The sequence below is a fragment of the Peptoniphilus sp. genome, assembly GCF_034090345.1.
Classification (GTDB): domain Bacteria; phylum Bacillota; class Clostridia; order Tissierellales; family Peptoniphilaceae; genus Peptoniphilus.
Window position 1 is genome coordinate 57,878 of the sequence record NZ_JAXDSS010000015.1, and the last position, 22,158, is coordinate 80,035.

Annotated in this window: 24 protein-coding genes and 2 other annotated features; of the genes, 21 read left to right on the plus strand and 3 right to left on the minus strand. The window is 33.1% G+C overall.

From position 1 onward, the window contains the following. The first annotated feature begins 100 nt into the window (after positions 1 to 100). From thrS to ilvB, 7 genes are all read left to right on the plus strand, one after another. Positions 101 to 2,008 carry a threonine--tRNA ligase gene (gene thrS, locus SOR77_RS01355; protein ID WP_320635415.1) on the plus strand — a complete coding sequence of 636 codons (1,908 nt, stop codon included), beginning with the start codon at positions 101 to 103 and terminating at the stop codon, positions 2,006 to 2,008. Between the two features lie 166 nt (positions 2,009 to 2,174). Next, positions 2,175 to 2,573: a hypothetical protein gene (locus tag SOR77_RS01360; protein ID WP_320635416.1), complete on the plus strand. Its 399-nt coding sequence runs from the start codon at positions 2,175 to 2,177 to the stop codon at positions 2,571 to 2,573. Between the two features lie 162 nt (positions 2,574 to 2,735). Then, positions 2,736 to 3,602 carry a hypothetical protein gene (locus tag SOR77_RS01365; protein ID WP_320635417.1) on the plus strand — a complete coding sequence of 289 codons (867 nt, stop codon included), beginning with the start codon at positions 2,736 to 2,738 and terminating at the stop codon, positions 3,600 to 3,602. Between the two features lie 46 nt (positions 3,603 to 3,648). Beyond that, positions 3,649 to 3,885, plus strand: a binding site (T-box leader). Between the two features lie 54 nt (positions 3,886 to 3,939). Next, positions 3,940 to 4,164 carry an ACT domain-containing protein gene (locus SOR77_RS01370; RefSeq protein WP_004821420.1) on the plus strand — a complete coding sequence of 75 codons (225 nt, stop codon included), beginning with the start codon at positions 3,940 to 3,942 and terminating at the stop codon, positions 4,162 to 4,164. Positions 4,165 to 4,185: 21 nt separating this feature from the next. Continuing rightward, positions 4,186 to 5,178 carry a ketol-acid reductoisomerase gene (gene ilvC / locus SOR77_RS01375; protein WP_320635418.1) on the plus strand — a complete coding sequence of 331 codons (993 nt, stop codon included), beginning with the start codon at positions 4,186 to 4,188 and terminating at the stop codon, positions 5,176 to 5,178. A gap of 9 nt (positions 5,179 to 5,187) precedes the next feature. After that, positions 5,188 to 6,837 (plus strand): dihydroxy-acid dehydratase, encoded by a 1,650-nt coding sequence (ilvD, locus tag SOR77_RS01380; RefSeq protein WP_320635419.1) that lies wholly within the window; start codon positions 5,188 to 5,190, stop codon positions 6,835 to 6,837. Between the two features lie 9 nt (positions 6,838 to 6,846). Then, a complete protein-coding gene (ilvB, locus tag SOR77_RS01385; protein ID WP_320635420.1) occupies positions 6,847 to 8,508 on the plus strand; it encodes a biosynthetic-type acetolactate synthase large subunit in 1,662 nt (553 codons plus the stop codon). Between the two features lie 59 nt (positions 8,509 to 8,567). On the opposite strand, the gene SOR77_RS01390 is transcribed toward ilvB, so the two are convergent. After that, a complete protein-coding gene (locus SOR77_RS01390) occupies positions 8,568 to 9,575 on the minus strand; it encodes an MBL fold metallo-hydrolase (RefSeq protein WP_320635421.1) in 1,008 nt (335 codons plus the stop codon). Positions 9,576 to 9,843: 268 nt separating this feature from the next. Between SOR77_RS01390 and hydE the strand changes: the two genes are divergently transcribed. The 13 genes from hydE (at position 9,844) to SOR77_RS01455 (ending at position 19,121) form a co-directional block, all read left to right on the plus strand. Beyond that, complete coding sequence (hydE, locus tag SOR77_RS01395; RefSeq protein WP_320635422.1) at positions 9,844 to 10,920, plus strand: [FeFe] hydrogenase H-cluster radical SAM maturase HydE; 1,077 nt, start codon at positions 9,844 to 9,846, stop codon at positions 10,918 to 10,920. After that, the gene (gene hydG, locus SOR77_RS01400; protein WP_320635423.1) at positions 10,901 to 12,313 is read left to right on the plus strand and encodes a [FeFe] hydrogenase H-cluster radical SAM maturase HydG; all 1,413 of its coding nucleotides are present in this window, start codon (positions 10,901 to 10,903) and stop codon (positions 12,311 to 12,313) included. The genes hydE and hydG overlap by 20 nt, the downstream gene beginning before the upstream one ends. Then, entirely contained in the window at positions 12,288 to 13,421 is a 1,134-nt protein-coding gene (gene hydF / locus SOR77_RS01405; RefSeq protein WP_320635424.1) for a [FeFe] hydrogenase H-cluster maturation GTPase HydF, read from the plus strand. Before hydG ends, hydF begins: the two co-directional genes overlap by 26 nt. Positions 13,422 to 13,654: 233 nt before the next feature. Next, positions 13,655 to 13,723, plus strand: a sequence feature (ribosomal protein L21 leader region). 11 nt (positions 13,724 to 13,734) lie between these two features. Further along, positions 13,735 to 14,040, plus strand: a complete 306-nt coding sequence (rplU, locus tag SOR77_RS01410) for a 50S ribosomal protein L21 (RefSeq protein ID WP_320635425.1) — start codon at positions 13,735 to 13,737, stop codon at positions 14,038 to 14,040. Beyond that, entirely contained in the window at positions 14,040 to 14,384 is a 345-nt protein-coding gene (locus tag SOR77_RS01415) for a ribosomal-processing cysteine protease Prp (protein WP_320635426.1), read from the plus strand. Before rplU ends, SOR77_RS01415 begins: the two co-directional genes overlap by 1 nt. Further along, positions 14,384 to 14,662: a 50S ribosomal protein L27 gene (gene rpmA / locus SOR77_RS01420; RefSeq protein WP_004821442.1), complete on the plus strand. Its 279-nt coding sequence runs from the start codon at positions 14,384 to 14,386 to the stop codon at positions 14,660 to 14,662. The genes SOR77_RS01415 and rpmA overlap by 1 nt, the downstream gene beginning before the upstream one ends. 114 nt (positions 14,663 to 14,776) lie before the next feature. Beyond that, on the plus strand, positions 14,777 to 16,042 hold the full coding sequence (obgE, locus tag SOR77_RS01425) for a GTPase ObgE (protein WP_320635427.1): 1,266 nt from the start codon (positions 14,777 to 14,779) through the stop codon (positions 16,040 to 16,042). A 7-nt stretch (positions 16,043 to 16,049) separates the two neighbouring features. Beyond that, positions 16,050 to 16,337, plus strand: coding sequence for a ribosome assembly RNA-binding protein YhbY (gene yhbY / locus SOR77_RS01430; RefSeq protein ID WP_004821446.1), 288 nt, complete (start codon positions 16,050 to 16,052; stop codon positions 16,335 to 16,337). 10 nt (positions 16,338 to 16,347) lie between these two features. Continuing rightward, positions 16,348 to 16,941 carry a nicotinate-nucleotide adenylyltransferase gene (gene nadD, locus SOR77_RS01435; protein ID WP_320635428.1) on the plus strand — a complete coding sequence of 198 codons (594 nt, stop codon included), beginning with the start codon at positions 16,348 to 16,350 and terminating at the stop codon, positions 16,939 to 16,941. Continuing rightward, positions 16,938 to 17,513 (plus strand): bis(5'-nucleosyl)-tetraphosphatase (symmetrical) YqeK, encoded by a 576-nt coding sequence (gene yqeK, locus SOR77_RS01440; protein WP_320635429.1) that lies wholly within the window; start codon positions 16,938 to 16,940, stop codon positions 17,511 to 17,513. The genes nadD and yqeK overlap by 4 nt, the downstream gene beginning before the upstream one ends. After that, the gene (locus SOR77_RS01445; protein ID WP_320635430.1) at positions 17,497 to 18,402 is read left to right on the plus strand and encodes an LCP family protein; all 906 of its coding nucleotides are present in this window, start codon (positions 17,497 to 17,499) and stop codon (positions 18,400 to 18,402) included. The genes yqeK and SOR77_RS01445 overlap by 17 nt, the downstream gene beginning before the upstream one ends. Continuing rightward, positions 18,403 to 18,750: a ribosome silencing factor gene (gene rsfS / locus SOR77_RS01450; protein WP_004821456.1), complete on the plus strand. Its 348-nt coding sequence runs from the start codon at positions 18,403 to 18,405 to the stop codon at positions 18,748 to 18,750. Then, positions 18,747 to 19,121, plus strand: coding sequence for a RidA family protein (locus SOR77_RS01455; RefSeq protein WP_004821457.1), 375 nt, complete (start codon positions 18,747 to 18,749; stop codon positions 19,119 to 19,121). Before rsfS ends, SOR77_RS01455 begins: the two co-directional genes overlap by 4 nt. A gap of 282 nt (positions 19,122 to 19,403) precedes the next feature. Here SOR77_RS01455 and SOR77_RS01460 read toward each other — a convergent pair whose 3' ends face one another. Beyond that, entirely contained in the window at positions 19,404 to 19,853 is a 450-nt protein-coding gene (locus SOR77_RS01460; protein ID WP_320635431.1) for a hypothetical protein, read from the minus strand. 97 nt (positions 19,854 to 19,950) lie between these two features. Here SOR77_RS01460 and SOR77_RS01465 point away from each other — a divergent pair, with 97 nt between their 5' ends. Then, entirely contained in the window at positions 19,951 to 20,259 is a 309-nt protein-coding gene (locus SOR77_RS01465; RefSeq protein ID WP_320635432.1) for a hypothetical protein, read from the plus strand. A 129-nt stretch (positions 20,260 to 20,388) separates the two neighbouring features. Here the strand turns inward: SOR77_RS01465 and SOR77_RS01470 are convergent, their stop codons facing one another. Beyond that, entirely contained in the window at positions 20,389 to 22,074 is a 1,686-nt protein-coding gene (locus tag SOR77_RS01470; protein WP_320635433.1) for a Na/Pi cotransporter family protein, read from the minus strand. Positions 22,075 to 22,158 lie beyond the last annotated feature (84 nt).

Sequence of the window (22,158 nt, forward strand, 5' to 3'; positions counted from 1 at the left end):
TGGAACCACGGTCTAACGTCCTTTTGGGATGTTGGGCTTTTTTTATTGTTTAGGTTTCGCTGTATCCACTAAGATATTGTGGAATATATTGGAGGAGAAAATGATAGTAAGATTACCAGACGGTTCAGAAAGAAAATATGATTCAGAAAAAACTGTAAAAGAATTAATTCTTGATATTTCAGAAGGACTTGAAAGAGCAGCAGTTGGTGCAGTTGTAAATGGCGAAGTTAGAGGGAAACTTGAAGTTGTAAATGAAGATTGTGATTTTAAAGTTGTAAAATTTGAAGACAAAGAAGGAAAACAAATTTTCTGGCACACAACTTCTCACGTTATGGCTTATGCAATACAAAGATTGTATCCAGATGCAAAATTTGCAATAGGACCTGCAATAGACAATGGATTCTACTATGATATAGATGTTGAGCATAGATTTGTACCTGAAGATTTAGAAAAAATCGAATCTGAAATGAAAGCTATTATAAAAGAAGCTCCAGCAGTTGAAAAACTTTCAATGCCAAGAGCTGAAGCTATAGCAATGTTCAAAGAAAAAGAACAAGATTACAAACTTGAACTTATTGAAGGCTTAAAAGATGAAAATATAACTCTTTACAAAATTGGAGATTTTTACGATCTATGTAAAGGACCGCACCTTGATACAGTAAAAAATATTAAAGCAATTAAATTAAATTCAATAGCTGGAGCTTATTGGAGAGGCGACGAGAACAATAAGATGCTTCAAAGAATTTATGGTATTTCATTTGAAAAGAAAAAACAACTTGATGAATACATTGAGAGAATGGAAGAAGCTGAAAAGAGAGATCACAGAAAGCTTGGAAAAGAGCTTGAACTTTTCACAATGCACGAAGAAGGTCCAGGATTCCCATTCTTCCACCCAAATGGAATGTTGGTTAGAAACCAATTATTAAATTGGTGGAGAGATGAACTTATACAAAATGGATATGGAGAAATTTTAACTCCAATAATTTTAAACGAAGAATTGTGGCACAAGAGTGGTCACTGGGACCACTATAAAGAAAATATGTACTTCACTAAAATAGATGGTGGAGATTACGCAGTAAAACCTATGAACTGCCCAGGTTCTACAATAGTGTACGCTTCAAGCCCACACTCTTACAGAGAACTTCCAATCAGACTTGCTGAATACGGTCAAGTACACAGACATGAGCTTTCAGGAGCACTACACGGACTATTCAGAGTAAGAACATTTACTCAAGACGATGCCCATGTATACTGTCTACCATCTCAAATTGAAGAAGAAGTATTCAAGCTAATCGATTTAGCAGATAAATTATATGGAACTTTTGGATTTAAATACACAGTAGAGCTTTCAACAAGACCTGATGACTTTATGGGTGATATCGAATCTTGGAACAAAGCAGAAACAGCTCTTGAAGCAGCTTTAAAAGATAGAGGAATGGAATATACTATAAACGAAGGGGACGGAGCATTCTACGGACCTAAGATAGACTTCCACCTTGAAGATGCGATTGGAAGAACATGGCAATGTGGTACAATCCAACTTGATTTCCAAATGCCTATCAACTTTGACTTGACTTATATAAATGAAAATGGAGAAAAGGCAAGACCTGTAATGCTACACAGAGCATTATTCGGTTCAATAGAAAGATTCCTTGGAATTTTAATTGAACACTTTGCAGGTAAATTCCCACTATGGTTAGCTCCAGTACAAGTTGCAGTAATACCTGTATCAGACAAATTTGCAGAAGGTGCAAACAAAGTTGCTGATAAGTTAAGAGCAGCCGGATTAAGAGTTAAATTGGATGGAAGAGCAGAAAAGGTAGGCTACAAGATACGTGAAGCACAAGTTAAGAAAATTAACTATATGCTTGTAGTTGGAGAACAAGAAATTCAAAGTGGAAAACTTTCTGTAAGAAAGAGAAACGGAGAAGAAATCAAAGACGTTGAAGTTGAAGATTTCATAGCTGACTTACAAAAAGAAATTGCAGAAAAAACAATAACTGAATAAGATTTCAAACCTACTGTTTTAAGAGTGATTTAGAATAGTAGGTTTTTTGTTGGAAATTTTAAAAAAGTATTTTTTTTGCGGTGATATAATGTATATATAATTTAGTAATTGGGTAACGTAAAACATTGATGATTTAAAGTAATATCTATAAGGAGAGTGTTGTTAGATGAGTATTATAAAGAGAAAAATAAAATTAATTTTGATTAGTATTGCCATTGTATTACTTGGAACATTGATTGTTGGATGGAATTTTATAAATCGAGAATATGTTGTTGAATCAAATCAACCATTGGGAGTAGCATGTCCTAACCCTATTGCAAAAGCAGAGTTTAAATTGATTAAAGACATAGAGATAAAGAGTTCAGAATTTAATAAAGAAGCAACAATCTATTTTTTAGATAATTATGGAGCAATATTAGGTGAGCAGATAGATATAAAGCCAGGGGAAAAGATTTTGGCAAAAATGCCAAAAACATATTCCAGCAAGAGTTTTTATGTTAAAGCTACACCAAAACACAGCATTGATGATTCTAATATGTACAATTTTGAAGTAACTTTTAAGTAAGACATAGAGGAGGAGAAGTAAATTTCTTCTCCTTTTTTATTGAGTGAAATAATATTTTAAATTAGATAATTTAAGTTAATAAGTTTTGTATTTTTATTTGTATTGCGTTAGTATAATAAATATAGAGAAAATATAATATATATTGTAATTGGTGGAGGAGTTATGAGCAAAAAAGTTAAAATTTTCTTTATAGCTTTGATTGTTTTTTTATTATATAAAGGATATTTAAATTTAAAGAGTGAAATAATTTCATTGAACGACCAAATAGTAAATAATAATCTTAGATTAAGCGAAATACAATCGCAGTTGCATCAATTAAAAGAAGGAAATAAATCAATTTTAATGAAAAAAGATATTTCATTCAATAATTTGAACATAGAGAATAATACAGTAGAGTGCAAAGTTAGTTTGACTTTAAAAAGGAGTTTTAATAATTCAAAGGTTTTGATTAATGTAAATGGTATTGAAAAAAATACTGAATTAGAAAATGGAAATTATATATACAGGGAAGTTTTACCAATAAATAGTAATTTAAAATTAGGATTGCTTAATATTTATAGTGAATCTGTTAAAGAGGTAGAAAATTTGAATTATGAAGACAGTGTTTTAAATACTGTTTTAGGTGAATGTTATATTAATGCACCATGGGAATATGATTTTTTTAAAGAAAAAGATAAAGATGATGGTTTTGAAATTGAATTTGATGGTGAAATATATACTACTTTTCAAGGGAAATGGAATAAAATACCGGAAAAAATTGATTTTGTATTGTTAGTAAATGATAGAGAAAAATATAGGCACTCAATTATACCAACTGATAAGGGAACAAACTATATGAGGGGAGATATAAAGAGTAGAAAGTACAAATTTTTAAAGAATGATAAAGTTCAAGTTAATTTTGAAGTGGAAGATGAGCATGGATATATACACGTTATTCCTAAGCTATATAGGGTCATAGGGGATAAAGATTTTTCAAATAAAATTGAACTTATACAAACGGTAAAAGATAAAAATGGAAATTTAATTTAAAAAACTGTTGCAAAAATATTTTTCATCATTTATAATAAGTAAAAGTTAAAAAATACTGATATGGAAGAGTAGATAAAGTGAGTTTTAAAGAGATGTGTCGGTTGGTGCGAGACACAATACAAGTTTTATTGAAAATCGCCATTGAGTAATGATACTGAAAGAGGAGTAAGTATTGTCGGGATCTCCCGTTATAGAGATATTCATTGTTGAATTGAGAGCATCATTTTAAAGATGAAGAAGAGTGGTACCGCGGAAAATAGTTTATATATCTTTCGTCTCTTCACAAATGTGAAAGGACGAAAGATTTTTTTATTTTAGGATTTAGGAGGAGAAAGTTATGGAGACAAAAGTTTATGCAAATTTATTACAAGGTATGGATTCTTTTTTGAGAATCGCAATGACACTCAGACGAAGAGAGTTAAAGCTTAAATCATTAAGTATGTCAACTGATTGTAATGAGATGGTGATAGTTTTGAATGAACAGGAAACTTCTTCTCAATCTGTGCTAAATCATATGCAAAAGTTATGTGATGTTGGAAATGTAAGAGTTGTAGTAGGATAAATTTTTAGTAGGAGGAATAAAATGGCAAAGATGTATTATGATAAGGATGTAAATTTAGATTCGTTAAAGAGCAAGAAAGTGGCAGTGGTTGGTTATGGTAGCCAAGGTCATGCTCATGCTCAAAATTTAAGAGATAGTGGCTGCGATGTTGTAATAGCACTATATGAAGGAAGCAAGTCTGCTGAAGTTGCAAAGGCAGATGGCTTTGATGTACTTAGCGTTGCAGATGCAACTAAGCAAGCTGATGTTTTGGTTATGCTAATCCCTGATGAAAAACAAAAAAAAGTATATGAAAATGAAATTGAACCTAATTTGAGAGAAGGTCAAACTTTGGTGTTTGCTCATGGATTCAATATTCACTTTGGACAAATAAAACCTCCTACAAATGTCAATGTTATTATGGTGGCGCCTAAGGGTCCTGGCCATTTAGTTAGAAGTGTATTTGTTGAGAACAGTGGTGTTCCGGCTGTGTTTGCAGTTGAAAATAATTACACAGGAGATGCAGACAGTTTAGTTCTACAATATGCAAAGGGAATTGGAGCGACAAGAGCCGGTGTGCTTGAAACAAGTTTTAAAGAAGAAACTGAAACAGATTTATTCGGAGAGCAAGCAGTTTTATGCGGCGGAGTTAATGCTTTGATGAAAGCCGGATTTGAAACTCTTGTTGCAGCTGGATACCAAAAGGAAGTTGCATATTTTGAATGTCTACATGAGATGAAATTGGTTGTGGATTTACTTTATGCCGGCGGATTTGAAGGAATGAGATACAGCATAAGTGATACAGCTGAATACGGAGACTACGTATCAGGTGGAAGAATTATAGACGATCACGTAAAGAACTCAATGAAAGAAGTTCTAAGCGATATACAAAGTGGAAAATTTGCAAAAGAATGGATTGCAGAAAATGAAAATGGCAGAGTGAACTTCAACAAGTATAGAGAAGATGCAAAGAATAGTGAAGTTACAGAAGTTGGCAAAAATTTAAGAAGTATGATGAGTTTTTTAAAGAAGTAAGGGGGAAAAATGAAAAGTGGATTAGCTAAGTCAGGACTTACCAAAGCCCCTCACAGAGCATTATTAAAAGCAACAGGTCTAACTGATGAAGAAATAGCAAAGCCGTTTGTCGGAATAGTGAATTCGTTTAACGAAATTGTTCCGGGACACGTTGGGTTAAGAGAAATATCCGAAGCTGTCAAGAGAGGTGTGTTGGCAGAGGGCGGCACTCCACTTGAATTTCCGGCGATAGCTGTTTGCGACGGAATATCTATGAACCACGAGGGAATGAAGTATTCTCTTGTGAGCAGAGAAGTTATCTGCGACAGTATAGAAATAATGGCAAGAGCTCATTCACTTGACGCCCTTGTGTTGATACCAAGTTGTGATAAAGTTGTTCCGGCTATGTTGATGGCGGCGGCAAGAGTTAATATTCCATCAATAATCATAAGTGGCGGGCCAATGTTGGCGGGTAAATTCAATGGCAAAAACGCAGATATAACTACAGTTTTTGAAGCTGTTGGAAAAGTTGCGGACAATAAGATGACTTGTGACGAATTAAAATGTTTGGAAGAGTCAGCTTGTCCAACTTGTGGCTCGTGTTCAGGAATGTTCACTGCAAATTCAATGAACTGTATGACAGAGGCTCTTGGAATGGCACTCAATGGCAATGCTTCAATACCGGCAGTTTATGCAGATAGAAAAAGACTTGCAAAATACGCCGGAATGAAGATTATGGAACTACTTAAAAAAGATTTAAAACCAAGAGATATAATGACAAAAGAAGCGTTCCACAATGCTTTGACAGTGGATATGGCGCTTGGTTGTTCAACGAATACAGTATTGCATTTAACAGCAATAGCACACGAAGCAGGAGTTGATATAAATTTAGATTTAATAAATGAAATCAGCTCGAAGACACCAAATTTGTGTAAACTAAGTCCGGCTGGAAATCACTATATGGAAGATTTGCACGTTTCAGGCGGCGTAAAAGCTGTAATGAACGAACTCAGCAAGATGGGTTTAATAAATTTAGATACAAAGACAGTGTACGGAACTGATATGGGAAGTACATTAGTCGAAAAGAAAAATAGTGAAGTGATTAGGGATTTCACAAACCCATATTCAAATGAAGGTGGAATAAAAGTTTTAAGAGGAAATTTAGCACCAGACGGAGCCGTTATAAAAAAATCGGCAGTTGATGCGAGCGTAAAAGTTTTTGAGGGAAGTGCTAAAGTATATAACTCAGAAGATGAAGCAGTGAGCGCAATTCTTTTAGGAAAGATAGTTGCAGGAGATGTTGTGGTTATAAGATACGAAGGTCCAAAAGGTGGGCCGGGTATGAGAGAAATGCTAACGCCTACTGCCGTGCTTTCGGGAATGAATTTAGATAAAGATGTATGCCTTTTGACAGACGGAAGATTTTCAGGAGGCACAAGAGGATTTTGTATAGGACACATTTCTCCAGAAGCGTACGAAGGTGGAATGATAGGTTTAATTGAAGATGGAGATACAATAAAAATTGATTTAGAAAAATCAACACTTGATGTAGTAATGGACGAAGCGGAATACACAAAGAGAAGAGAAAACTTTGAGCCATTGAAAAAACAAGTTGATGGATATTTATCCAAGTATGTCAAGTTGGTATCTTCAGCAGATAAGGGAGCAATTTGCAGTTAGGAGTAGGTTATGAACGGAGCTGAATTAGTTTTAGAGTGTTTGAAAAAAGAGGGAGTAGATACTTTGTTTGGCTATCCAGGAGGAGCAGTAATCCCTCTGTATGACGCTTTATACGATTATAAAAAAGATTTTTTACACATTAGAACTTCTCACGAACAAGGACTTGTGCATGCAGCTGATGGATATTCAAGAAGTACGGGCAAAACAGGAGTATGTATAACTACATCAGGTCCAGGAGCGACAAATGCAATAACGGGAATAGCTACAGCATATATGGATTCAACTCCAATGGTAATAATAACAGGTCAAGTTCCAACTTCAATGCTTGGGAAAGATTCTTTTCAAGAGATAGATATAACGGGAATGACACTTTCGGTTACAAAACATAGCTATCTATTAAGAGATACTAAAGAAATAGTGCCTACGATAAAAGAAGCGTTTAAAATTGCACAAAATGGTAGAAAAGGACCAGTTTTAATAGATATACCTAAAAATCTATTTATAGAAGAAATAGATTTTGAACCATTTCAAGATCCAAAAGAAGAAATTGAAGAAGAATTTGTTGGAAAAATAAAAGAAACTAATGTAGATGAACTTGTAGAACTTATAAGAAATTCAAAAAGACCGGTTATATATGCAGGTGGAGGAATAAAAACTCAAGACTCAATCGATGAATTAGTAGAGTTTGCAAAAAAAATGGACATTCCAGTTTTAAATACATTAATGGGGTTGGGGAGCATAGATAGAAATGAAGAATTGTCGCTTGGACTTATGGGAATGCATGGATTTAGAGAGGCGAACTTTGCAATTTCAAAAGCTGATTTAGTTATTGCAATAGGAACAAGGTTTAGCGATAGAGGCACAGGAGTGTGTAGCGCTTTTGCATCAAATGCAAAAATAATTCACATAGAAATAGACAAAAGTGAACTTGGAAAGAATATAACACCAGATTTACAGGTTTTGGGGTATAGTAAAGAAATATTAAAAAAATTAATAGAAACTATGGAGCCAATGGATAATGGTAAGTGGAGAGATGAAATAAATTCATATAAGAACACAGATAAATTAGATGAAAATTTATTCCACCCTCAAAATATTCTAAGAGTTGCCAATGAAGTTTTGGAAGATAAAAATGGTACAATAGTGACAACAGATGTAGGACAACATCAAATGTGGACAGCACAACACTGGAAATTCAAACAAGGTAGAAACTTTGTAACATCAGGCGGACTTGGAACTATGGGCTTTGGACTTGGAGCAGCAATAGGCTCAGCAGTTGGAAATCCAAACAAGAGAGTAGTTCTTGTGACAGGAGATGGAAGTTTTAGAATGAATTTAAATGAGTTGGCAACAGTAAGAGATTATAATCTACCGATTGTAATTTTGTTGTTTAATAATCATTCACTGGGAATGGTTAGACAGTGGCAAAAACTTTTTTCTAACGAAAGATATTCGGAAACGGATATATCATTTAACATAGACTATCTAAAATTGTGCGAGTCATTTAGTATAGAAAGCCATGAAGTGGAAAATTTAAATGAGTTACAGAGAATCTTAAAAGAAGCCGATACAAATGAACCGTTATTTGTTCAATGTAATATAGATAAAGACTTTGATGTATATCCAATAGTGCCACCAAATGAAGTATTAGAAAATTTAATAATTGGATAAAAAAACCCCTTGTTCATAAAAGAATTAAGGGGTTTCTCAATATCTTTAAATATTAGATTTTAGTTTTTCGGAAATATATTTTCAATAGTATTTTTTAATTTTTTAAAGTATAAAATTCCATTTTTATTTTTCATACTCAAATTACCTGTGTATAATAAGTGCTCAGCGTGTGACATGGTTTCTCCGGTTGCAAACCACTTTTGAGGTTTAGGGAATTCATTCCAATTGTCAGCCTTTATTTTCCAAGTGATCATAGAAGAAAGCTCTTTAATAGTATATTCTTTGTCGCTGTCCATTACATCTAAAATCTCTTGTAATCTGTTTTTATGATGAATAAATAGTTCCTCAATTCGTTCTTTATGATTGTCTATTATTCTTCTATGAGAAGAAAAGATATATTTTAAATCCATTTTATTCAACTTAGAAAGAGTTTTAAAATAAGTTCCAAGAATATCAGGATATTCAAAACCCCAAAAAGTTATATTTGGTGTTATCGGGTCTAGAACGGTATCGGCACCAAATAATATTTTGTGATTTTTATCATAAAGTCCTATGTGCCCGGGGGTATGACCTTTCAAATTCAAAACTTCAAATTCATAATCATCAATTTTTAAAGTGTCTCCAAATTTGAGTTCAATAAATTCAACAGGATGGTCGAGTTTAAAATTATAACCTGGGTTGTCAGCTATGGTCATTTCATCTTCATCGACACCATATAGATGTTTAAAACCATCCATCATATTCCAATAAGTGTCATTACTCATTGAATTTATAAATTTTCCATCAACTTTGCTTGCGTATATTTTGCAATTGGCATCACTAAATAAATTTACGAGTCCACTGTGGTCAGCGTGTAGATGAGTGATGACTAAGTCCATATCTTTTATCTCAAGTCCAAGCTCGCTAAGACCTTCTAATAAATCGGACTTTGATTCAGGTTTGTTATATCCGGTGTCAACCAATAAATTTCTATCTTTGCCCTTGATTACATAAGAATTTATAGCCTTTAAAGGGCTTTTAGGCAAAGTAACTTCAAACGTATATATATTTTTAAAAACTTCTTTCATAAGCAACTCCTTTATGATGTTAATATACCCAAAGTTTAAAATCACAAAGAATAAAATTTGTAAAAAACAAATAAAAGTATACTGTTTTTTAGTTGTTTTGAAATATTTAGACAGACAGTTTAGAAAAATTAGAAAACTTAATAACCAAGCCATTTAAAGATATAAAATAAATTTAATTTTAATACCGACCAATTTATTTTAAATTTAAAATTTAATATTAACACCATTGTTTTGTGCTATAATTTTCTTAGTTTGTGAGGATATTAAGATGAATAAAAAGATTTTTAAAAGCGATATTTATTTAATTTTTGATAAATTGTTAAAGACAAGAAAATTAAAAAAAGAAGAATTTGAATTGCTAATCGAAAATAGAGATATGATATTAGATGAAGTATATCTTTCGGCAAAGGCAATCACAAAAAGATTTTTTAATAAAGAAATATATGTCAGAGGCCTTATAGAAATTTCAAATTGTTGTAAAAATGACTGCTATTATTGTGGAATAAGAGCTTCTAATCGTGATGTAAATAGATACAGACTTTCCAAAGAGGAAATATTGGAAAGTGTAAAGCTCGGAACGGAAATAGGATTTAAAACATTTGTGTTGCAAGGTGGGGAAGACAACGGATTTAAAGACGAAGAACTGATGGAGATAATTAGAGAGATTAAAAAAATCAATCCTGAAACGGCAATAACTCTATCGGTGGGGGAGAAAGAGTTTGATGTGTTGGAGAAATATAAATTGGCAGGAGCTGATAGATTTCTATTGAGACACGAAACTAAAAATCAAGAACATTACTATAAACTCCATCCAAAATCTATGAGCCAAGAGCATAGGTTACAAGCTTTAAGTAATTTAAAAAAGCTTGGGTTTCAAACAGGCTCAGGAATTATGGTTGGGTCACCAGGGCAGACAGTATCAAACATAGCAGAGGACTTAGTTTACCTATCGGAGTTAAACCCTGAAATGGTGGGGATAGGACCTTTTATACCGGCAAAAGGGACACCATTTGAAAATGAAGAGAGTGGGTCGGCGGAACTTACGGTATTTTTACTATGCATTTTGAGAATTATGTTCCCAAAAGCCAATATACCGGCCACTACTTCACTTGCAACACTTTCAAAAGAGTGGAGAGATAAGGCAATAGAATTTGCAGCGAATGTATATATGCCGAATATGACCCCGACTTATAGAAGGAAAGACTATGCCCTGTATAAAGATAAAGCTTGTTTCAAAATAGAAGCAGCAGAAAATTTAGAAGAATTAAAAAGTATGTTTGGGAAATTAGGTTACTGTGTTGTTATGAATAGAGGAGATTTTAAAGATGTACAACGTAAAAAGTAAATTAGCTACTGAATTTATAGATAATGATGAAATTTTAGAATCGTTAAAGTATGGGAAAAAGAACAAAGATAACTATGAATTACATAGACAACTTTTACAAAAGGCCAGAAGCTTAAAGGGACTTGCACACAGAGAAGCTGCTATTTTACTAAACTGTGAAGATGAGGAAATAATAGAAGAGATGAAGTCCATAGCAAGAGAGATAAAAGAAAAATTTTATGGGAATAGAATTGTACTCTTTGCTCCACTTTATTTATCAAACTATTGTGTGAACGGTTGTGTATATTGCCCTTACCATAGTAAAAATAAGAGTATTCCAAGAATAAAGCTTACACAAGACGAGATAAGACAAGAAGTAATAGCATTACAAAATATGGGGCATAAAAGAATAGCAGTTGAGCTTGGAGAAGACCCGGTAAACAATCCACTAGACTATGTATTAGAAAGTATAAAGACAATTTACGATACAAAACATAAAAATGGATCAATTAGAAGAATTAATGTAAACATAGCGGCCACAGACGTTGAAAGCTATAAAAAATTAAAAGAAGCCGGAATAGGAACGTATATACTTTTCCAAGAGACATATAACAAAGAAAATTACGAAGCACTTCATCCAACAGGACCAAAGTCAAACTACGCATACCATACAGAGGCAATGGATAGAGCAATGGAAGCGGGGATAGATGACGTAGGGATTGGCGTGTTATACGGACTTGAAAACTATAAATATGAACTCATAGGCCTATTAATGCACGCAGAACATTTAGAAGCCACATTTGGAGTTGGCCCACACACAATTTCAGTGCCGAGAATTTGCCCGGCTGATGACATAGATACAGAAGATTTTAAAAACGCATTAGACGATGAAACATTTGAAAAATTAATAGCCCTCATTAGAATAGCAGTTCCATACACAGGAATGATAATCTCCACAAGAGAATCTATGGAAATGAGAAGAAAGGCTCTTGACCTTGGGGTAAGTCAAATATCGGGGGGCTCAAGAACAGCTGTCGGAGGATATATAAAAGATATAGAATCTGAGTCGGCACAATTTGATGTATCAGATAGAAGGTCATTGCAAGAAGTAGTTAACTGGCTTTTAGAACTTGGACACATACCAAGTTTTTGTACAGCTTGTTACAGAGAAGGGAGGACAGGCGATAGATTTATGAGTCTTTTAAAGAGCGGGCAAATCGTGAACTGTTGCCATCCAAATGCATTGATAACCCTTGAAGAATATATGTGCGACTATGGAAATGAAAAGACTCTTGAAGAGGGAAATAGAATAATAGAAGAAAATTTGAGAGTAATAAAGAATGAAAAAGTTAGAGAGAGAACTAAAGAATACTTGGAGAAAATAAAAAGTGGAGAAAGAGATTTTAGATTCTAAAGGAATTAAAGTTCCAAAGGGAAACAGAATTCATATAGGGATTTTTGGAAGCACAAATGCAGGGAAATCGACATTGGTAAATTTGTTGACAGGGCAGGAAACATCACTCGTGTCGAGTGTTTCAGGGACTACTACAGATCCGGTTTATAAACCGATGGAGATTCAAGGCGTTGGGGCTACAACGCTAATAGATACCGCGGGATTCGACGACTATTCAGAACTTGGAGAAAAGAGAGTCGAGCGTACAAAAAAAGTATTAGAAGAGTGTGATATTTTAATCTATATTGAAAGGAATCAGACTAACGATGAACTTTTGGAAATATTAAAGAGCATAAAAAAACCTCTTATAAAGATAGATAACTCCGGCTCAGAAAAAGAAGGATACACCAAATTTGTCAAAGAAGAAATTTTAGCAAAGATAAGAGAAGTCGCAAAAGAATTGATAGGCGAAAGGCCATTGCTAGAAGGACTTTTAGTAGGTGGAGAAACTGTTGTGTTGGTAATGCCACAAGACTTACAAGCGCCTAAGGGCAGATTGATTCTTCCACAGGTCCAAACTATTAGAGCTCTACTTGACTTGGGTTGCTCAGTATTCTCTTGTAAGACAGATGATTTAGAGCGAACACTTGAATTATTAAAAAATGCTCCGGACATGATTATCACAGATTCACAAGTGTTCGGAGAAGTTTATAAACTAAAACCTAAAAACTCTAAGATAACTTCATTTTCTATACTAATGGCAAGAGCCAAGGGTGATATAACAGAACTTGTAAAAGGCGCAGAAAAAATAGATAAGTTAGATGAAAACTCTAAAATTTTAATTTCAGAAGCTTGTACACACGCTCCACTTGAAGAAGACATAGGGAGAATTAAAATTCCAAAGATGCTAAGAGCAAAGTATGGAGATATGCAAATAGATTTTTCAAGAGGATTGGATTTTCCAAAAGAACTTGACTATGATTTGATAATTATGTGTGGAAGCTGTATGTTTAACAGGGCGAGAGTAATGAATCGAATAGAGAAGGCAAAAACCGCAAAAATCTCAGTTACAAATTATGGACTAGCAATATCAAAATTAAAAGGGATTTTAGATAAAGTGGAGTACTAGTCTTTATGAGGAGAATATGGATTGAAAGATTTTATTATTGGATTGATAATTTTATTGATAGGTCTTGTATTTTATTTTACTAATTTATTCAGTAGATGTACTCAAATAATTTTTGGGTTTGTGGTTCTTATATATTTGATTATTCAGGTTATAAAAATTTTAAAGAATTAAATAGCTTAAAAAGTTAATTTTAATAGCTTTTTTCTTGCAAAATACAAGCCTTTGTGTTAATATACCAAGAGTAACCGCACGAACTAGGTTTAAAATTTTATATTACCTATTAGGCGAGTCTTGAAAATGAGGAGGTGCTACAGTGTACGCAGTAATCGAAACAGGTGGTAAACAATACCAAGTTAAAGTTGGAGACAAAGTAAAGGTTGAAAAGTTAGACGTTGAAGAAGGTTCTAACGTAAGTTTTGACAAAGTCCTTTTAGTTGGTGGAGAATCTACAAAGATTGGTAAGCCTTATGTTGAAGGAGCTAAAGTAGAAGCTAAAGTTCTTGCACAAGCTAAGGATAAGAAAATTGTTGTTTTCAAATACAAATCTAAGAAGAACGAAAGAAAAAGAAGAGGACACAGACAACCATATACATTAGTAGAAATCAGTGCTATTAACTAATGGTTGAGATAACTCTTTATAGGGAAGATGATTTATATTTCGGATTTAGGTCTAAGGGACATGCTGATTATGGAAATTCTGAGTATGATATTGTGTGTGCAGGGGTTTCAATTCTCACTCAAACACTTTATTTTCAAGCGATAAACAATTTGGGTATTGCTGAAGGGGATATCTATGATGAACAAGATTCGGGATATTTAAAGATCGTTTTTAAAAATAAATCTGATTATATAAAGTTACAAGATAGTTTCTTGTTTTTAATTGAGGGACTAAGCTTGTTGGAAAAAAATTACTCGGAGCATGTGATGCTTAAAGTAGATAACAACTCACAGGAGGTGGGATAATGATAAAGTTTGATTTACAGTTATTTTCTTCTAAGAAGGGTGTAGGTTCATCAAAGAACGGTCGTGATTCTAATTCTAAGAGACTTGGGGTTAAGAGAAGTGACGGACAACCTGTACTTAGCGGTAACATTATTGTAAGACAAAGAGGTACTAAGTTCCATCCGGGACTAAACGTTATGCGTGGTAATGATGATACACTATTTGCAACTGCAGATGGAGTAGTTAAATTTGAAACCAAAGGCAGAGGTAACAAAAAGATAGTTAGCGTTTACGCTTAAACACAAAAGTCGTAGAAACCTACGACTTTTTTTCTTAGAAATATTATAGAAATCTTAGCTTTACTTTAATAAGTTTGGCAGGATTTAAATGATATAATTAAAGAGTGATGAAATATGTTTATAGATAGAGCAGAGATAAAATTACAAGCGGGTCATGGCGGAGATGGAGCTGTGGCTTGGAGAAGAGAAAAATATGAGCCAGCTGGCGGCCCTGCGGGCGGAAACGGAGGACGTGGCGGAGATATCATCATAAAGACAGATTCCGGGTTACACACTCTTATGGACTTTAGGTATCAGAAAGTTTATAAAGCTGAGAGCGGCGGAAATGGAATGAACAAGCTCAAGTTTGGTAAAGACGGTGAGGATATAGTGTTGCGTGTTCCTGTTGGAACTCTTGTAAAGGATGCTAAGTCTGGCGGAGTTATTGTTGATTTAAAGAGTGTGAATGATGAGTATGTCATTTGTAAAGGTGGACGTGGCGGAAAGGGAAATGCTAAGTATACCAGTTCTACTAGACAGGCGCCTTCTTTTGCACAGGCCGGTACTCGTGGTCAGGAAAGAGAAGTAATTCTTGAGTTAAAGATGCTTGCGGATGTAGGGCTTGTAGGGTTTCCTAATGTAGGTAAGTCCACTATACTTTCTGTTGTAACTGCGGCTAAGCCTAAGATTGCAAATTATCATTTCACAACTTTGACCCCCAATCTTGGTGTTGTAAGTCTTGGAAATGAGATGAGTTTTGTTATTGCAGACATTCCTGGTCTTATTGAGGGAGCAAGTGAGGGAATTGGCCTTGGTGATGAATTTTTAAAACACGTTGAGAGAACCAAGGTCTTAATTCATGTAATTGACGCTTCTGGTCAAGAGGGTAGGGACCCGATTGAAGATTTTTATAAAATCAATGAGGAAATGAAGAATTATAATGAAAGGCTTTCTCAAAAGAAGCAAGTTATATTTTTAAATAAGACTGATATACCGGGTAGTGAGGAAAATGTTGAAAGGGTAAAGAAAGAGTTATCTAACTATAAGATATTTGCCGGTTCATCAGCCACTACTGAAAATTTAAATGAGCTGATGAAAGCTGTTTACACTGAACTTCAGAGTGTCGAAGAGCAAGAATATGAAACTTATGATGAAATCCATGTTGAAGAGGAAGTTCGTGAAGAGGGAATCAAGGTATATATAGAAAATGATGAGTATATTGTAGATGGACCTTATATTGACAAGTTGTTGAGATCTACTAATTTTGAAGATAGAGATTCACTTCGTTATTTCCAAGAAAATTTGAGAAAGAACGGAGTTGTGGAAAAACTTAAGGAACTTGGCGTAGGTGAAGGGGACTCGGTGTTTATCGGAGACTACGAATTTGAGTTTTTTGAATAGGAGTAAAATGTTAACAGGAAAGCAAAGATCATATTTAAAGTCAATTGCCAACACTTTAAATCCATTGATTCAAGTTGGCAAGGGTGGTATTGGAGATGGAGTGTTATCTCAAATAGATAAGAGTTTGGAAGACCATGAGTTGGTAAAGATAACTGTTCTAAAAAATTCACCTGTAGAAGCAAGAGAGATTGTAGAAGAGATATTAGATGCTACAAATGCTGAGTTTGTACAACAAATAGGAAATAAACTTACTATTTATAGAGAATCTAAGGAAAATAAAAAGATAGAGCTGTAAGGTTTGAATAATGAAAAAGTATGGCATAATGGGTGGGACTTTCAATCCTATTCATCTTGGACATTTGATGATAAGTGAATATATCAGGGTGGATATGGGACTTGATGAGATAATTTTTGTTCCAACTGGAAATCCACCTCACAAAGAAACTACTGATGCAAGTCTTAGGTATGAGATGGTTGAGTTGGCAGTTCAGGAAAATAAGTATTTTTCTATTTCAGATATTGAAGTGAAAAATAGTGACATAAGTTACACTGTGGACACTATTTCTAAGTTAGAAAGTGAGCTTGACGGAAAAATTTATTTCATAATTGGCTCAGACACTCTTTTTCAACTAAAGACTTGGAAAAAGATAGACCTTTTATTTAAAAGGGTTGAATTTATTTGTGCTATTAGACCTGAATATGTGTCTACTCAAATTTTGGCTCTTGAGCTGAAATATTTAAAGCAAAAATATGATGCCAAGATTAATATAGTAGAAACCCCGCTTTATGAAATTTCTTCTACTGATTTGAGAAATAGAATTTCCAAGGATAAATCAGTTAAGTATCTCATACCAGATGTTGTTATAGATTTTATAAAAGAGAAGGAATTGTACAAGTGATAGAAAAATATAGAGATGAAATAATCTCCTTAATAGGAGAAAAGAGATTTGAACACACTTTAAGAGTGGCGGATGAAGCTCAAAAACTTGCTAATATACATGGGGTTAATATTAAAAAAGCTAAGATAGCGGGTCTTTTTCACGACTGCGCCAAGATAAGAGATTTGAATTTGCTACTTGAAAAATGTAGGGAATACAATCTTGAACTCACTCATGATATGCATTTTTCACCACAGATAATTCATTCTTTTTTGGGCGCTGAAATAGCGAAGCAAAGATACGGAATAGATGATGAAGAAATTTTAAATGCTATAAGATTTCATACTACCGGCAGAGCTAATATGACTATGCTGGATAAGGTTATATATTTGGCTGATTATATAGAGCCTATGAGAAACTTTACTGGTGTTGAGAGAGCTCGTAAGTTGAGTTATGAGGATATTGATTTAGCTATGTTGGAAAGTTTGAATAATACAATTTTGTTTTTGGCAAAAGACATGAATTATATTGCGAGATATACTTTTGATGCCAGAAATTACTTATTGGAGATGAGGAATGGGAAGGTTTTTTAAGGCGTTTTTCGCTACATTATTAATTCTTATTGTAGTGTTTGTAGGGTCTATAGGATATTTTTTATTAAAAAACCATATTGAAAATCCTAGTGATTTCTTTAATGAAGTGTTTAATGATAGTACTAAAAGAGAAACTTTTATAGTTATGGGAGTGGACGTAAAGGACGTTAAGAATATTGAAAATGGCACACGTTCAGATACTATGATGATTGTAAGTATTGATACCGGGACTGGAAAGACTGATATAATTTCTGTGCCGCGTGATACTTATGCTAAGATTGAGGGACATGGAAGACAAAAATTAAATCATTCCTTCAATTTTGGTGGTCCTGAGTTGACTTTAAAGACTATTAATGATACGCTGGGAACAAATATAAAGAATTATGTTGTAGTGGACTACGGCTTTGTAAAAAAGGTAACTGATGTAGTTGATGGAGTGGAAGTGGACGTTCCTATGGATATGAAATATAATGATGAGTATTCTGATCCTCCTCTACACATAGATCTTAAAAAGGGTGTCCAAACTTTAAATGGCGAAGAGGCTATACAGTTTTTAAGATTTAGAAAGGGCTATGTCAATCAAGATTTAGGTAGGGTTGAAGCTCAGCAACAATTTGCCGGAGCTTTTTTGTCGAAGTTGAAGGAGCCTAAAACTTGGCTTAAGGCACCACTTTTACTGCAGGCGTATGAGCAATATACTGATACCAATATGCCTTTTTCAACTGTTATGAAGCTTGGAAAGAATGTTGGTGGGTTTAGAATGGAAAATATAGAAAAGCATACTTTACCTGGTAGAGCTGGATACAAGAATAAGATTTCTTATTTTTTTCTAGATGAAAATGCGACGGATAAATTGCTTAGAGAATTGGATTTAAAGCAAGGAGAGTAAATGGTAAATAAAAAACTTGAGATTATAAAAAACGCATGTGAAGATAAAAAGGGCATGGATATTCAAGTTTTGGATATTCAAGAGATGTCAGGTATTGCAGAATATTTTGTCATAGTTAGTGGCAATTCATCAACTCAAGTTTCTGCTATAGCAGATGAAGTTGAAGAAAAGATGGCAGAGGCAGGTTTTGAACCTACTAATAAAGAAGGCCGAAATTCAATGAGATGGATTCTATTGGATTTTGATGATATAATAGTACATGTATTCCACAAAGATGAAAGGGAGTACTATAATATTGAGAGACTTTGGTCTAATAGAGACAATTTTAGTGACAAGGGGGAAATATGAAAATAATTCAAACAGAAAAGGCACCTGCAGCAGTAGGTCCATATTCACAAGGTACGATAGTTGGTAATTTAGTATTTACTTCAGGACAACTTCCGTTAGTTCCAGAAACTGGGGAATTAGTAACTGATGATATCAAAAAAGCTACTCAACAAAGTTTAGACAATGTAAAGGCTATTGTTGAAGAAGCTGGTTCAAGCGTTGATAAAATTGTAAAAGTAAACATCTTCTTAGATAACATAGCCGATTTTGCAGCAGTAAATGAAGTTTATACTGAATTTTTCGGGGACCACAAACCAGCAAGATCTTGTGTAGAAGTTGGAAAACTTCCTAAAAATGGTCTTCTTGAAATAGAGGCAATAGCTGAATTATAATTTACTTAAGTAGAGCTTTTTATAAGCTCTACTTTTATATCCAAATCTAGACTATAAAATATACTTATAAAGTAGCAGGCAACAAACTTAAATATAGTGATGTATGGAATATTTTTGAAGCTTTAATACTTATTTTATTGTTTTTTAAATTTTTCATTTGTCAAATTAAAGAGATAAAAATTTAAATTTAAAAAAGGAAGCTAACTAAGAAAAGTAGCTTGAACTTTCAGACTGCTTTTTTATAGATAAGTCCTTATATTTGTGAATAAGTTTTGTTCAAGCTTATTCTTCTATTTCCCAACTTATACCATCGTTTATGGATTTATATTTATAAAGCTTTCCATTTGTGTCTTTAAATGTTAATTTTATTACTTCATCTTCTATAAGTCCATCTAGAAAGGCTGAATTTTCAGGCAACTCTGAAATATATTTTATTTTTTCTCCTTCTTCAAGTCCAAAGTAATATAAATTTTGGTGCATAGCCTTGTCAACTGATATAATAACATAATTGGAATCTTTAATTTTATTTATATATTCAGGCCCCTTATATTTGTTTATTAGTTCCTCTCTTTCTGTTAGGCTTAAAGGCTTTATTTCTTTTTTTATAGGTTTTTTATTTTCATTAGGTTTTTTAGATTTAATTTTTTCTTTTTCATAATTGCCCTTAATAAGTGCTTCTAAATTTTTTTCATTTAATTCAGGCAAATAATTGTAGCTATATAATTTTTCCATAGTAAAAAAGCTTTTTTTTCTATAAAATACATAATAAGTATCTAAAAATCCTTCATCTTGATAATAGTAAACCTGGTTCTTAAACTCAATTTTATTATTGGATTTTCCAGCAAAAACAGAAAATAGGATTAAAAAAAACACTATTATAGTTGATAGTAGAAAAAATGAAATTATTACAATTATTTTTAAAAATTTTTCAACTTTTTCTCTGGCTTTGATTTTTTTAAGAAATATTAAAATCCAAATACTTAGACTAAATACTATCAAAAAATTTATTCCCAATAAAAGATTATTTATTATCGGTATCCAAACAATATACTTAAAACTAAACATTATTGCCAAAGAAAATAATAGACACAGTACAAATATAACTGGTCCTTTTATATCTTTTATAGTATTCAAGTGAAAATCCCCCTTTATTTTTTTCATTATAGCATAAAGTTATAAAAGATTTATGTCAGAACGTAGACAAACCCCGAAATTTTTTCGGGGTTTGTCTACGTTCTGAAAACCACCAACCAAGGTGGTTTTAATATTATTCAAAAAATTCTGCAGGATCAGCTTTTTCATCGTGCGTTTTAATTGGTTTAAAAGTTATACGTGCTATGTTGAATGCATGGTCTCCAATTCTTTCAAGCGTACCAATGATGTCTACAAAAAGTGATGTTTCAACTGTTGCTTTTACGTGTCTTGTAGTAAGTCTATTGAAGTGTGATTCTCTTAATCTATACTCCAATTGATTTAATTTGTTTTCATCATCTTTCATAGTATCATAAAGTGATATATCATTAGTTTTAAAAACTTCTACAGCATTTATATATATATTGCTAATAAGATCGTATACGTCTTTTAATTCTTCCATTGCATCTTCACTGATCTTTTCACCAGAGTCATAAATCATTGCATAGTATTCTGCTAAATTCTGAGCTAAATCTGATATTCTCTCAAAGTTTTTTTGAACTTGTAAATCTACTGAGTATTCCAAAATCATATCTGAAGATAAATTTTCTTTTGAAATTTTTAGTAGGTAAGTTGCTATTTCCGTATCTTGTGAGTTTACTATTTCTTCTATTTGATTTACTTTGTCAAAGTATTTTTTATCTCCAGTTTCAAGATATTGTTGTGAAGTTTGAAGAGTCTGAAGAGCTAGAGCAGAAGCAGATTCGATAGCGAGTCTTGCTTGTTTTAAAGCACCGGCTGGAAAATTTTTAATCATTTGTTCATCAAATTCAACTTTACCATAGTCAATTGCAAGCTCATCTTTACCTGGCATAAGTCTGTCAAGTATTTCTCCAAATTTAGAAATGAATGGTAAGAATATAAGCATACCTAAGAAATTAAACATGAAGTGTCCAACAGCTATAGTCATCATCTTGTTGAGTTCAAATTTTTCAGCAATGAACAACAAGATATGGTAATAAGGCGTGATTAAAATTAAAAATACTACAGATACTCCAACGTTAAATATAATGTGAAATAAGGAGGTCTTTTTAGCAGAAACAGTACCGCCTATAGATGCCAAAAGGGCAGTTATTGTAGTACCTATATTTGCACCAAATACTAATCCAAGAGATGCTTTTAGTGTTAGTGCATCTGTTTGATATAGTGATTGTACAATACCTACAATGGCACTTGAAGATTGTATTACTCCTGTCACTATTGCGCCAACTATAGCTCCAAATACAGGTGTAGTTGACATTTTAACAACAAAAGTTTCAAATCCTGCAATGTTTTTTAAATCTTTAAGGGCACCGCCCATCATATTTAGTCCAATGAATAAAAGTCCAAATCCTATTATTATTTCACCAGCATAAGTACTTCTCTTTTTGTCAGAGAGCATATATATTAAAACACCAACTAATATAATAAAGTATGCTAAATAATCTAAATCAAAACCTATTAAGATTGCTGTCACTGTAGTACCGATATTGGCACCAAGTGTTATACCTATAGCTTGTTTAAGATTCATAAGACCTGCTCTAACCAAGCTTATGGCGATTACTGTAGTGGCTGATGATGATTGCATTATACCCGTCATGAGTATACCTACAAATATTGCACTGATTGGAGAAGATGTATATTTTTCTATATAACTTCTAATCTTAGTGCCGGCAAAATTTGTCAAACTATCTCCCATAAGTTTAATACCATATAGGAAAAGTGCTAAACCTCCTGCTATAAATTGCCAATTAATTTCAGCAAGAGTAATTGTTTGGTCCATTAATTTCCTCCGTATAATTTATTATATAAATAACATCTATAATTATAACAAATTTTATAATTATGAACCATTTTAAAATTAAAA